The 12,415-nt window shown below is 43.2% G+C and carries 12 protein-coding genes; 8 read left to right on the top strand and 4 right to left on the bottom strand.

What is annotated here, in order from left to right; translation table 11 throughout:
- The 5 genes from VIN08_RS26680 to VIN08_RS26660 form a co-directional block, all read left to right on the top strand.
- The coding region (locus VIN08_RS26680; RefSeq protein WP_331972325.1) for a hypothetical protein at window positions 1-316 on the top strand (316 nt) is incomplete at its 5' end.
- A 100-nt stretch (window positions 317-416) separates the two neighbouring features.
- Entirely contained in the window at window positions 417-1,061 is a 645-nt protein-coding gene (locus VIN08_RS26675) for a GIN domain-containing protein (RefSeq protein ID WP_331972322.1), read from the top strand.
- Between the two features lie 122 nt (window positions 1,062-1,183).
- The gene (locus tag VIN08_RS26670; protein ID WP_331972319.1) at window positions 1,184-1,720 is read left to right on the top strand and encodes a sigma-70 family RNA polymerase sigma factor; all 537 of its coding nucleotides are present in this window, start codon (window positions 1,184-1,186) and stop codon (window positions 1,718-1,720) included.
- Window positions 1,721-1,775: 55 nt separating this feature from the next.
- Window positions 1,776-2,300 (top strand): peroxiredoxin-like family protein, encoded by a 525-nt coding sequence (locus VIN08_RS26665; RefSeq protein ID WP_331972316.1) that lies wholly within the window; start codon window positions 1,776-1,778, stop codon window positions 2,298-2,300.
- Between the two features lie 371 nt (window positions 2,301-2,671).
- Complete coding sequence (locus tag VIN08_RS26660; RefSeq protein ID WP_331972313.1) at window positions 2,672-3,727, top strand: GNAT family N-acetyltransferase; 1,056 nt, start codon at window positions 2,672-2,674, stop codon at window positions 3,725-3,727.
- A gap of 56 nt (window positions 3,728-3,783) precedes the next feature.
- Here the strand turns inward: VIN08_RS26660 and VIN08_RS26655 are convergent, their stop codons facing one another.
- From VIN08_RS26655 to VIN08_RS26640, 4 genes are all read right to left on the bottom strand, one after another.
- A complete protein-coding gene (locus VIN08_RS26655; RefSeq protein WP_331972310.1) occupies window positions 3,784-6,513 on the bottom strand; it encodes a PKD domain-containing protein in 2,730 nt (909 codons plus the stop codon).
- Between the two features lie 237 nt (window positions 6,514-6,750).
- Window positions 6,751-7,530 carry a polysaccharide deacetylase family protein gene (locus VIN08_RS26650; RefSeq protein WP_331972307.1) on the bottom strand — a complete coding sequence of 260 codons (780 nt, stop codon included), beginning with the start codon at window positions 7,528-7,530 and terminating at the stop codon, window positions 6,751-6,753.
- The gene (locus VIN08_RS26645; RefSeq protein ID WP_331972304.1) at window positions 7,527-8,501 is read right to left on the bottom strand and encodes a glycosyltransferase family 2 protein; all 975 of its coding nucleotides are present in this window, start codon (window positions 8,499-8,501) and stop codon (window positions 7,527-7,529) included. Before VIN08_RS26645 ends, VIN08_RS26650 begins: the two co-directional genes overlap by 4 nt.
- A 33-nt stretch (window positions 8,502-8,534) precedes the next feature.
- Entirely contained in the window at window positions 8,535-9,950 is a 1,416-nt protein-coding gene (locus VIN08_RS26640; RefSeq protein WP_331972301.1) for an ArnT family glycosyltransferase, read from the bottom strand.
- Window positions 9,951-10,256: 306 nt separating this feature from the next.
- On the opposite strand from VIN08_RS26640, the gene VIN08_RS26635 reads away from it, so the two are divergent.
- The 3 genes from VIN08_RS26635 to VIN08_RS26625 all read left to right on the top strand — a co-directional run bounded on the left by VIN08_RS26635 (window position 10,257) and on the right by VIN08_RS26625 (window position 12,334).
- Window positions 10,257-10,775, top strand: a complete 519-nt coding sequence (locus VIN08_RS26635) for a DinB family protein (protein ID WP_331972298.1) — start codon at window positions 10,257-10,259, stop codon at window positions 10,773-10,775.
- A 163-nt stretch (window positions 10,776-10,938) separates the two neighbouring features.
- Window positions 10,939-11,526, top strand: coding sequence for a TetR/AcrR family transcriptional regulator (locus VIN08_RS26630; protein ID WP_331972295.1), 588 nt, complete (start codon window positions 10,939-10,941; stop codon window positions 11,524-11,526).
- Window positions 11,527-11,590: 64 nt separating this feature from the next.
- A complete protein-coding gene (locus VIN08_RS26625) occupies window positions 11,591-12,334 on the top strand; it encodes an SDR family oxidoreductase (protein ID WP_331972292.1) in 744 nt (247 codons plus the stop codon).
- Window positions 12,335-12,415 lie beyond the last annotated feature (81 nt).

The following is a 12,415-nucleotide window of genomic DNA, read 5'->3' as shown; positions in this document are numbered from 1 at the left end:
GCTGTATCAATATAAAGATGACGATATTAAGGTAACGATAGAAGCGAGGTTTGACGGAGACAAGCTGATCATTGATGGCTATGATATTGGCAAACGTGTAAAAGAATATTGGGGCGATTCGGATTATGAATATTCGATGACATTACCGGCAGTTAGCGTTGACAAACTGATGATGTTGTTGAGTATCGGGCCTGGTAACAAACAGAAGCTTTTGCAAACATTGGCCAGCCGGTATAACACAAATTCTAGTTTTTCTGACATACAAAAACTCCTGGATGAATATAGCATTCCCTACGAAAGCTTTCGCTGGACGTGATCACGGTGTTTCTGTATAAATAATATAGAAACCTACATCTGAAAGAAAGCTTCATGCCCGCCAGCTGTAGATACAGGTATATATTCGGAAATTTGCGTCTATGAAGTACACGGGTTTTATTCTGATGTTTGCGGCTTTATCGGGTGCAGTATCCTGCAATTTGGAAGAATCCCCGGCCAAAGCGCTCGGGCCATTCAATCACATTAGTTCCAACGGAGGCGTTACGTTTAATTTTATTCAGGGTGTAGATAACAAAGTTATCTCTACTTCCATGAGTGATTCTTATTATAATGTGAGCAATGGCCAGCTTTCTATCAATTCGCCCGGTGGCAGCATGACCATTGCCGTGCGAAATATAGACCTTTGGTGCAATGCCTGCAGCGTGGAAAATTCAGGAACACTGGTGATGGACACCTTGATCATGTACCTGCACGCAGGATCGGTAAAGTTTAATGATGTACATATAGGGGCGCTAGGCATTAATGCGGTTAACACCGGCAGCTATAAATTGTCGGGCTCTGCAAATTACTTGAATCTCACGCTGACCAATGCCGTATCTTTTAAAGGCTACGATTTTATTACCGATAGCACCTATATCAATTCGCAAAATGCGTTTGATGCTGAAGTGAATGCCACAAAAGTGTTGAATGCTTTTATCTATTCCATGGGCAATGTTAATTACAAGGGCAATCCACCCGTGGTGCGGGTTACGTCCACCGGCTCAGGCAAAGCTGTAAAAAAGTAAAGGGATAAGGAACGTTATCTTCTTCGTATTCATTATTATACGATGCTGGTTGATTTTCCGAAAAATAAATTTCGGGTTGTCGGGTGATTGGGAAAGCGCGGCCGGTATTATATAGTAAAACAATGGACGAGAACCAGGTAGTATCCGATCTGAAGAAACGCAACAACGCGGCTTACGAGTTGTTGTATACCTTCTATTATCCTGCGATTGAACGTTTTGTAAAAAGTAACAGCGGTACTGCAGCCGATGCGCAGGATGTTTTTCAGGAAACAATTCTGGTGTTGCTCGATAAGGTTCCGAAGAAAGATTTTGTTCTCACGTCATCCATCAAGACCTATATTATTGCCGTTGGTTCTAATATCTGGCTGAAGCGACTGCGCGAAGCAAAACGTGTGGCAGCATTAAAACCCGAAGTAGAACTGGAAGACATGACGCTTGCCGAGTGGGAGCAGAAAGAAGCACAACGTGAGCAGCGTAACATGTTGGAGCGCACCTTCAGCAAGATTTCTCGTCACTGCGTAATCTTTTTAACCCGGACATTTTTAAGTGGGGCTACCCGCGAAAAGCTCATGGAAGCGATGGGCTATAAGAATACCCATACGTTCGATAATCAGAAGTATAAATGCCTGGAGCAGGCACGGAAAAATATTGAGGTATAGCGGGTGATTGGCTACATGGCGCTGGTATTATACCCTGATATAAATTATTACCAGCATGAAACTATCAATCAATCAGCAGGCGCCCGATTTTAAAATGACCGATATATATGGTCAGCCTGTTCAGCTAAAGAACCTGAAAGGACAAAAAGTATACCTCGCGTTTCAAAGAAATGCAGGATGCCCCGTTTGTAATCTACAGGTACATCAGTTATTAAAACATGCCGATGATTTTATGGCTCAAAATATAGCCGTGCTTCTGGTGTACGAATCAAGTCTTGAAAAGATGAGAGAATACCTCGGAGAAAATACGTATCCATTCCATTTCATTGCTGATCCGGATAACAAACTATATAATCAATATGGTGTAGGACAATCGCTCGGTAAATTCTTCAAAAGCCTGTTTCATGGCTTGATCGAAAAAGCCACACAGGGTAAAAAGCTATATAAGAAATCTATTTCTCAGGATGGCCACACCACCACTATCCCGGCAGAATTTGTGATTGATAAAGATGGAAAACTTTCCAAAGTACATTATGGAGAGTATATAGGTGATCACTTACCTATAGAGTCATTGTTATAGAAACGTAAGGACCAAATCTATAGGCTATAAAATGCTGCCCATCCGTCTCTCGGTTTTTATAACGAAAGAACAGATGGGCACTCTTAACAATCCTGAAGATAAGATAATGTGTTCAGGAAGGCAATACTTCTGATGTCAAATTTTTTCCAGGCTCCCTGTCGTGATGAAAATTTATAGTTCCATCGTTTGACCAAATCATTTCCAGAATTCAGTCTGCTTTCTTGGGGTCATAGTCCGGTAAGCCGGAAGTATAAATATCACGGTTTATAGTACGATAAATATATTTTCAACTTTTAAATTACTACAGGAAAACATTTCTTTGGAGTTGTGTTTATATCTGCCGAGTTACGGCATGAGATTTTAATAGAAGTATGTTCGCCCAAGTTGAAAGTCCTGAATCACTCACACCAGCACAACTGGATGCCTACCTGGAACGAGGCTGGTTTCGCATGCGGCAGAATATCTTTACTACCAACTTTGTTCATTTTAAAAATCAATTCTATAGTGCGTTGTGGCTGCGCGTTGTGCTGGATAAGTTTTCGGAAGATAGCAGCCTGGTGAAAATCATAAAAAGGAATGCCGGTTTCAAAACGGTTATTCAGCCGGCAAATATCACTGTTGAAAAGGAAAATTTATATATCCGTTATAAGGAGCAGTTGCCTTTTGAACCCATGGCATCGCTCACACAACTTCTCTTCCTGGAAACAACATCCAGAAATATTTATAACACGTACGAGGTAGCAGTATTCGATGACGATAAACTTATAGCCGTTGGATTCTTTGATCTCGGCCACAAGAGTGCAGCCGGTATAGTATCGGTATATGATCCGGATTATAGGAAATATAGCCTGGGTAAATATATCATCTATCAAAAAATCGCGTATTGTCGCGAACGGCAGATGCAATATTTCTATCCCGGATATTTTGTTCCGGGCTATCCGGCCTTCGATTATAAATTATCGATTGGTAAACCTGCGCTGGAATTTTTACAGGTGAGTTCAGATCAATGGCTATCGATAAGCAAATTCTCTTCGGAGAATGATCCTTACCAGGTAATGCTTCAACGGTTAACGGCCCTGCAGCAATTGTTGGTATCTTCCGGATTACAGGGTAAAGTTGTGAAGTATGAATTTTTTGATGCAGGTCTTTTCCCCGAGCTGAAAGATGCCGGCTTGTTCGACTTTCCGTTAATGATGCATTTTCCGGAACAATCAGACGATACGCTTAACCCTATTATTATATTCGATGTTCGCGATGCGCAATATCACTTGTTGCAATGCGTGCCGGTATATGCACCGCAGTCTCCATTATACGATCCTGCTTTCTACTCAGAGTATATTATCCGGCAGGAGCTTGATATCTTTGCGACTACGTCAATGATCGAGTTAGCCGCTTTATTGCTCCAGTTTTTTATGGCCAACAAATAAGAAGAGGCTGCAAATGTACAGCCTCTTTCATTATGATATATATCTATGTTCTTCTCTTAAGGATTGAATAGCTTGATCACCTTGCGACCGGATGTGGTTTTTACTTCCAGTAAATATAGCCCGCTGGCCATGGTTTCTATTGGCAGATCGAGGGGTATAATCGTTGTGTTATCAGCATTTACCTGAATCTCCTTCACTGTATTGCCAGCGTTGCCAGCTACTTTCAATACAACCGCACCACTTTGTGGATTCCTGAATTGAATAAATGTAGTGCGTGCTATAGGATTCGGATATGCATAAACAGACTTGTTGCTATACAGCTCTATTTCTGAAGCGGCTTTCTCCGTTTGAATATTGCCGGCAACTCGCGCACCTGCTCCCGATAGTCGCACAATCTCAATACCATTAACCTGCGGATTATTGATGTTACGTATAAATTCAAGATCAAGTGTTCCGTCTGTTACGGTTACATCCGTTTCGCGTTTCATCGCGGCCATACCTGCTTCAGCATATATATCTACGTCATCAAATGCAAGTATACCTTCTGCATTCACATCGAATACGCGTTGTCCTGCTCCGTTCACAGCGCCTGTGCCTCCTTTCTCGGCAAAGAATAATTTTACTTTAAACAGTCCGTTGCCGGTAGGAAAGTGCCAGATCAGTGGCCCAACCGTTGTGGCATATCGATTTCCTCCAAATACATTGTTTGGTGCTCCTGTTGTGTTTGTGCCGGTCCATGTGTTGCTGCCAGTGGTATAGGTAGCACGCGTAATGTCCAGATAAGGAGAACGCCTGGTTGGATCAGTGCCTTCTTTATCCATTCCCCAATTCAGTTCAGGATCAGTAATCTCCAACCCGCCATTGTTTACACGAAACACCACCACAGGCTGCTGTGGTGACGTTACGGTTACAACTGCTTCATCAAAGGCAGAAGCACCGCGCGAATCCGTTACAGTGAGTCTGAAAGTATATATACCTTCCGTGAGTCCACTAACGGATAGCGATGCCGTTATAACGCCATTCAATGTTGCTCCGGCAGGTCCGCTTACCAATGTCCACAAGTAGCTGGCTATAGCATCATCGGCATCTGTAGCAGTACCATTTAGTGTAGCGGTGCTGGTGGGTAAAGTAATGAACTGGTCTGCCCCGGCACTAACAACCGGTGGTGTGTTTACAATTACCTGTACTTCGTCTGACGCTGTTGCGTTAAGATTATCTTTTACAGTAATACGAAATATATAGGTGCCTGCCACCAGGTCAGAAAGGGTTAATGTAGTTGTAGTGGTGCCGGCCAGAGTTGCTGTGGATGGCCCGCTTACTTTCTCCCAAAGATATTCAGCTATCGTTCCGTCACTGTCAGTAGCCGTTGCTGTTAAGGAAGTAGTGTTGCTGGGTAAATGAAGAGTAACATCAGTACCGGCATTAACCGCAGGAGGCGTGTTGGCAGCTGTTACGGTTACCTGTACCTGGTCTGTAGCGATAGCGTTATTATTATCAGTAACCTTTACTTCAAATATATAGGTGCCTGCTACGAGTTGCGATAAATTGGCTGTTGCCTTGGTGGTATTGGTAATGGTTACTGAAGGTCCGCTTACTTTCGTCCATAGATACGACTTTATAGAACCACCCGGATTAGGATCAGATGCCGTGGCGGTGAGCGTTGCTGTTGTGGTGGGCAGTGTAACAACCTGGTCGGTTCCGGCATTAACAACGGGTATTTGATTTACCACGAGCGTCACATCATCATACGCATGCTGTCCTTTATTATTTACGGCCAACAGTATAAATGCATGTGTGCCAGGTTGAAGATTGGTGAGGCTCAGATTAGCCGTTGTAAAATTCTTAAAATCAGCAAGGGCCAATGTGCCTCCATTCTTTTTATACCAGTAGTATGAAGTGATAGCATCGCCTGCATCCGGATCAGACGCAGTTGCTGTTAACGTTGTACTGTTTACGGGCCAGGTTATAAGCTGATCCGAGCCGGTAACCGTAGGCGGATTGTTTACAACAAGTCTGTTGAGTGAAAGAAACCATTCGTACAGGTTGGGATTATATACCGAGTGATCGGTGCGATAAGCACGTTCGTAGGTTTTACCATGATCGGAACCCGGATCGATTGTTAATATAGGGGCTGGGTCTGCCTTGAGCTTTACCATAGCATCCAACGGAATCTTCCCGTCCGATAGAGGTATCGTTGTATCCTTGTCGCCATGTATAGCCCACACACGAATGTTGTTGGCTTCAGCGGCTGTGCCATACGCGGAGCTTCCGTTAGCTGCTACAGGTACCATAGCGCTGAACAACGTTTCTCCGGCAGTCATTTCGGCTCCGGCAGTCCAGCTTCCGCGGCCGCCCATGCTTAAGCCTGTAACATATAGTCTGTTGGGATCAATTTTATAGTGTGCCTTTGCCCAGCGTGCAAACGGAGCACCTACACCAACAAAGTCCCATTGATTGGTTTGTGGTGAAAGAACAATGAAGCACTCCGTTACACCTCCGACTGTGAAACACATGTTGTGACCGTTGTTGATCATTTTTGGAGGGCCATTGTTTACGAGTTTTTGTAAATCGGCAGCAGTACCTGTACCTCTTTCACCAGATCCGTGCAGAAAGATAATGGTTGGGTATAACTGCGAAGAAGTGGAGTCGTAGCCAGCAGGCAGATATTCCAGGTAGCCGCCATTAGTCCATTGCTTGGGAACTTGTCGGCTGGCAGGTTGTGCGATTAAGCCAACCGTGGTAACAAGTGCGAAAAGTAAAATGAGGATAGTCGTTTTTTTGTACATACATCGAGGGGTTTAAGTGTATAATTAAAGTTTAACGAATGTCTGCTATTCAGTTATAATTACCGGTAATCGGGTTACGAAGATAGACGAATGATTATATTTTCAAATGAGAGACAGGGACATATAGCAGATTCTTTCCACTATATATCATGGCAATAGAGAGGATGTGTTGAGGTTAGTAAGAAAAATGCAGCAGTGGCTATTGTTGAGTAGATTATTTAGCCAATCAAGGCTGTCTTATTTCTTCCCGGCAAGAAAATCTGAAATAGTACTAAATGTATAGCCTTGATCTTTCATCCATGCAATCCATGTGTTGAATCGGACTATCATCTGCTCACCTGTATTCTTCGATACAAATTTAGGGAAGTTGTATTCCGCCCTGGTAAGGTCAGTAAACTCCCAGGGATGAAAGTATATATTCAGATAGCCATCGCGATGTATAGTTCGCGCGCAGGCGGATTTATATAGCCATAGTGGAAGATTATGAAACGAAAGCCAGAAGAGTGGAAAGCGGATAACAGGAGTTGCTGATGCTGGTAACTGAAGAAGCGATTTTGTTTTGAACAGCGTACGCGGCTTGAAGAAGTTATTATACCGCCCTGGAAGATATACCGGGTTGAGTGATGAGTTGTAGGTATACCCTGCTTGCTCAATTGCATCATCATCTACCGGCATCATGCGTGCCATGCGAAAACCTGTTACCGGCTTACCTGAAATTCTTTCCAGTTCTACCCTTGACTGAAGCAAGTGTTTTGTTTCAAATGCCGAATGAAAATATCCGTGCGAAGCAAGCTCGTGCCCCTCGTTATTAATACGTTGTATCAGATCTTTGGCATGAGAGGCAAACACTACCGTGCTAAAAAATGTAGCTGGTATCTGATGTTGTTGCAGAATATTCAATATAGTTTCTGTACCTGTAGCAGATACCCGTATCTGTTGCTCGAACACTATATTTCGCTCATACTCGAGCGGCATATCAAACTCCTCTATATCAAAAGAAAGCAGAACGGTTTTCATCCTTTAATAACAATTTGGCTTTGGTGTGTAGTACGATCGTAATTTGTTTCGCGAATAAAATATAGGGGGCGTTGCTTTGACTGGATCACCAGCTTGCTGATGTAGATACCGATGATGCCCATCATTAATAATTGCAAGCTGCCAAAGAATATGATCGAGATCATAATGGAGGTCCAGCCGGAAACAACTTCACCCAATAAGTAACTTACCAGCGCATACGGTATAAGGATCAGTGATATCATAAACAATCCGAGTCCGAGGTAAGCGATCATCTGTAAAGGCTTAACGCTGAAAGACGTTATACCCCGCAAGGCGAACGATAGCATCTTCTTGAGGTTATACTTACTATCTCCGGAGTGGCGTTCGCGCGGAGTATACTTAATTGCTGTTTGACGAAACCCTGCCCACTTGATCAACCCGCGAATAAAAAATTCATTTTCGTTGAGATAGGTAAAAGCATTGAGCACATTCCGATTCATCAACCGAAAATCGGCAGTGCCATGCTCCAGTTGTATATCTGATAAACGGTTAAGCAGCGTATAGAAAAATTTGGAAGTCTTGCGTTTCAGCCACGGTAACTTTTTGTCTTCCTCCCGGCAGGTATATACTACATCAAAACCTTCTTCCCATTTGGCGATGAGCGATAGTATAACTTCCGGTGGATGTTGCAGGTCGCAGTCCATCGATATAGCGCAATCTCCATTGGAAAGATCAAGGCCGGCTTTCAGGGCATATTGATGTCCAAAGTTTCGCGACAGCTCAATGTAAAAGACATGTTCGTTGATCTGCGATAATTTCTTTATTACTGCAAGCGACTCATCGGTACTTCCATCATCTACAAAAATAAATTCATACGCGTAACGGATAGTAGCGAATACAGTGATTAGTTCTCTATAAAGAGCCTCTATATTGGATGCTTCATTGAAGACAGGTATAACAACGGAGATCTTTTTGGTTATAAGCTGTGGCATCAGGGGTATATTTTAATCGTAGCGGATAAGGGATCAATTGAGCTTATATATTTTGAAATACTGTGACTCGTGTACTTTGGGGAATGCCAGCGAGATGTCACCGTATTGCTCTTTAGCAATCACTATAAATTTACATCCTTTTGCGTGCATATCCTGTATATTCTCTTCGTGCGATAGGAAGTCGTTCGTTACAGTCCAGCCGCGTCTGTGGGCGAAGTACATCGCGGTAGGATTATGAACATCGCTGTTGATGGCAATAAGATCATCACGTTTGGATATGCCATCCATGATCGTCTCCAGTTCTTCCAGGGATTTATTCGGTTGGCGCACGCGGAAATCGTAGATCTGGTCAGCTATACCTTCAATAGCAATAATGACCAGGGCAGCCGCTATAACTTTCTTGTTAGGTATTTGTGCCAATCCATAGCCGGCTACAAACGCCATACAGGGAATTACTGTCAGAATATAGTATGTATCCCCAATAATGCTGTTGCCTGTTTTGATCAATACCAGCATAAAGGATAAAAATGGAAGAAGAAATGCTGCAAAGGCTATCCATTGTTTTTTTCGGATCAAAAAGAAAAGGCCGGCCAAAAAGGCTGCGAAGCCGGTATATTTCATGGCCGTATCATAAAACCGCTTCGATACTTTGGGGAAGCTCCCTATAAATGATTTTGCTCCCTCCATAAACGAAGTGCCCATGGAGAAGTGATCGCCAAAACCATAAGTCTCGTTCAGATACGGAATCCATACCAGATACCACCCATATATACCCGCCAGTATAGCGCAAGAGAATAAGCCAAGTGTAACCTTTCTTGTTGCAGGATTTTCTTTATTCAAGAAAGGTATCAGCAATACCGACAGAACGCTGGCTGCAGTAACCTTGGCAAGGCAGCCAGCAAGTGCCAGTATAAAATATATAGCCAGGCGATACCACTTTCCCTCTTCCAGGTAAGCAAGGGCGTAGTATAAACCGGTTATACAGAGCGACACGGCAAAGATGTCGGGTATATTTTTTCGCGAGTGCGAGAACCAGAAAGATACCAGCAATATAATGGCCGCATTGAAGGCTACGGATTCTCCAAAGTATTTACGCAGTATCCGATGAAAGAAGAATACACCTATAGATGAAAACAGTAAAACCACGAGGCGTCCATACCAGTGCTCATACCCAAAAACGGCAGCGACCAGATATACTATATAATTGAGCAATGGGAATTCGCATCCTACAATTCCTGATTTTTCTCCTGCTACATCTACGGTGGGGTAAAAGATATTGGCATCACGCTCATAAAAGTTACGGGCGATCATTAGTCCATCGGTCTGGCGCCAGTTATGGCCAACTTCCAAAGGAGGAAAGGTAATGCCATACATGCGAAGGAGAAAGAAGAACAGGATCCAGAATCTGATGTCTTTAAAAAAACGGACTGCCGACTGCGTTGTAGCCATGATGTGAGGTTATAGATAAGTAGTCAGGGTTTGGCAGTTCAAAGGTATAAATAAGATGGCTTTCAAAGATGAGTGTTCAATCACTCAAAAGGTGGTAATGTTATATAAATTCATGCCTGGTATAGGATTGCTGATTCTACTGACACACCGAATGCCTCAGAAGTTGGAATCATTCCTGTGTTGTGACACACTTTAATAAAGAAAATTTATACCTCCCCTTTAGGATACTGACATACGGTTGTCATACAGGTGAATTTACTTTGAACTGTCAATACACGATAGTTCTAAACACAAACCCATAAGTATATGAAAAACAATGCGATTGAATCAGGAGAACAGGTAGCGGTTGTTATTACACCCGAAAATCTTTTGGAACATTGGCAAGGTCACCGCAGAGTTACGCGCAGAATGATTGAGGCGTTTCCCGAAGATAAATTCTTTTCCTATTCTATTGGAGGAATGCGCCCTTTCTCTGAATTGGTAATGGAGATGCTGGGCATGGCTGTTCCCGGACTGGAGGGACTCATCACAGGCAAATGGGTAACAGGTGAAGAAGCCAATGCACTCTTTTCTAAACGTGCACCTTCTACCCGCGCAGAAGTACTTCGCCTTTGGGATGAAACAACCGATAAGATCAATGAACTATGGCCGCAGATTCCGCCTCACCGCTTCCAGGAAATAGATGTAGCCTTCGGACAGTATGAGGCTCCGCTCCACTTTGTTGTATTCTATTGGATCGACAACGAAATACACCATCGCGGACAGGCGTATGTATACCTTCGCTCGTTAGGTATTGCTCCGCCTCCATTCTGGGATCGTAACTAAGATTTTAAAATTTCTGCAGCAACAGAAGTCAGGCTTTCTCCAGGCGGGAGAAGGCCTTTTTAATTTTTTTCAAAAAAAACTATCCTATCCTAAACTTTGCGATGAATTGTCGCGTTAGTTAAATTATACCGATCGGTATGAAATTATCCTAAAAAATAGTCGTATGCCAAAAGCTGAATTAACCAAAGCACTGATTATCGAGAAGACGGCTTCTGTATTTAACAAAAAAGGCTTTGCGGGCACTTCGCTTACCGATATAGAAGAGGCAACCGGACTAACCAAGGGAAGTATCTATAGCAATTTTACCAGTAAAGATGATGTAGCCCTGGCTGTTTTTGATTATAATCTGAAAACAGTTAATACGATTGTCAATACAGAAATGAGCCGGTATAGTTCTTCGCGCGAACGGCTTATGGCGTATGTTAAAGTGTATGGTAAACATGTATTGGATCATCCCTTTCCCGCTGGAGGATGTCCTATATTAAATACAGCGATCGATGCAGACGATACACACCCGGAACTGCGCAAGAGAGCCAGTGCAGCGGTGATAGCCTGGAAAGATACTGTTGTGGGATTGATCCGGAAAGGTATAAGAGAAGGAGAGTTTACCGGCTCCATCGATCCGGAAGAAACAGCACTCACGATGGTAGCGACTATTGAAGGAGCTGTAATGATCAGCAAAGTGACAGGCAAAATAGCGTTCCTCAAAACAGTGATGAAGTCTGTTGAAAACATGATTAATGATTTGTAGGATTTTTTTATCTAATAACATACCGATCGGTATGAAAATAGGACACATTTAATAGAACCTTAATATGAAAACAACACAAAACACCATTCTGATAACAGGCGGCAGTGCTGGTATCGGTTTTGAAGTGGCAAAACAATTTGCCAGCAAAGGCAACAAAGTAATTATAACCGGAAGAAGTGCCGATCGCCTTCAACGCGCGGCCGCACAGATACCGAATGTAACAACCATCGTAAGCGATGTTTCCAACGCCAAAGATGTTGAGCAACTGGTAAAGAAACTATATGCCGAGTTTCCGTCACTCAATGTAGTGGTGAACAATGCCGGTGCTGCATATGTACATAGCCTCTCGGATGGTGATGACGCATTTGGAAAAGCCAGCGAAGAGATGCTGACGAACTATCTTTCCATCATTCGCTTAAATGAAAAATTATTACCCTTGTTGAAGAAGCAGCCAGAAGCCGCTATAGTAAATGTATCGTCTATAGTTGCTTTTGTGCCTAACCATAAACTGGCTACCTACGGTGCAAGCAAAGCGGCCCTGCATTCATACTCACAGTCGCTGCGCCTGAGCCTGGAGAAAAACACTCCTGTAAAAGTTTTTGAATTGATGCCGCCACTGGTAAACACCGATTTTTCTCAAGAGATTGGTGGTGAGCACGGTATACCTCCGTCAGTCGTAGCAGAAGATCTGATCAGCGCCTTCGAGAAAAATGAGTATGAAATACATGTTGGGCAGACAGCCTATATTTATAAATTACACCTTTCATCGCCTGCCGAAGCATTGCTGGCGCTGAATCCTGTTCAATAAATATATATTCATAACGATAAACACATGAGCCACTCTTCCCGGAAAGTAGCGGTTGTAGGATACAATCGCATTCCCTTCGCC

Source organism: Ohtaekwangia sp. (assembly GCF_036568665.1).
Classification (GTDB): Bacteria; Bacteroidota; Bacteroidia; order Cytophagales; family Cyclobacteriaceae; genus Ohtaekwangia.
Note: the sequence above shows the minus strand (reverse complement) of the source record. Positions and strands in the feature narration are given on the sequence as shown.

Bases quoted from the DNA above. Each gene is read 5' to 3' on its own strand.
- VIN08_RS26675 (WP_331972322.1), top strand. From the start codon at position 417: ATGAAGTACACGGGTTTTATTCTGATGTTTGCGGCTTTATCGGGTGCA.
- VIN08_RS26670 (WP_331972319.1), top strand. From the start codon at position 1,184: ATGGACGAGAACCAGGTAGTATCCGATCTGAAGAAACGCAACAACGCG.
- VIN08_RS26665 (WP_331972316.1), top strand. From the start codon at position 1,776: ATGAAACTATCAATCAATCAGCAGGCGCCCGATTTTAAAATGACCGAT.
- VIN08_RS26660 (WP_331972313.1), top strand. From the start codon at position 2,672: ATGTTCGCCCAAGTTGAAAGTCCTGAATCACTCACACCAGCACAACTG.
- VIN08_RS26655 (WP_331972310.1), bottom strand. From the start codon at position 6,513: ATGTACAAAAAAACGACTATCCTCATTTTACTTTTCGCACTTGTTACC.
- VIN08_RS26650 (WP_331972307.1), bottom strand. From the start codon at position 7,530: ATGAAAACCGTTCTGCTTTCTTTTGATATAGAGGAGTTTGATATGCCG.
- VIN08_RS26645 (WP_331972304.1), bottom strand. From the start codon at position 8,501: ATGCCACAGCTTATAACCAAAAAGATCTCCGTTGTTATACCTGTCTTC.
- VIN08_RS26640 (WP_331972301.1), bottom strand. From the start codon at position 9,950: ATGGCTACAACGCAGTCGGCAGTCCGTTTTTTTAAAGACATCAGATTC.
- VIN08_RS26635 (WP_331972298.1), top strand. From the start codon at position 10,257: ATGAAAAACAATGCGATTGAATCAGGAGAACAGGTAGCGGTTGTTATT.
- VIN08_RS26630 (WP_331972295.1), top strand. From the start codon at position 10,939: ATGCCAAAAGCTGAATTAACCAAAGCACTGATTATCGAGAAGACGGCT.
- VIN08_RS26625 (WP_331972292.1), top strand. From the start codon at position 11,591: ATGAAAACAACACAAAACACCATTCTGATAACAGGCGGCAGTGCTGGT.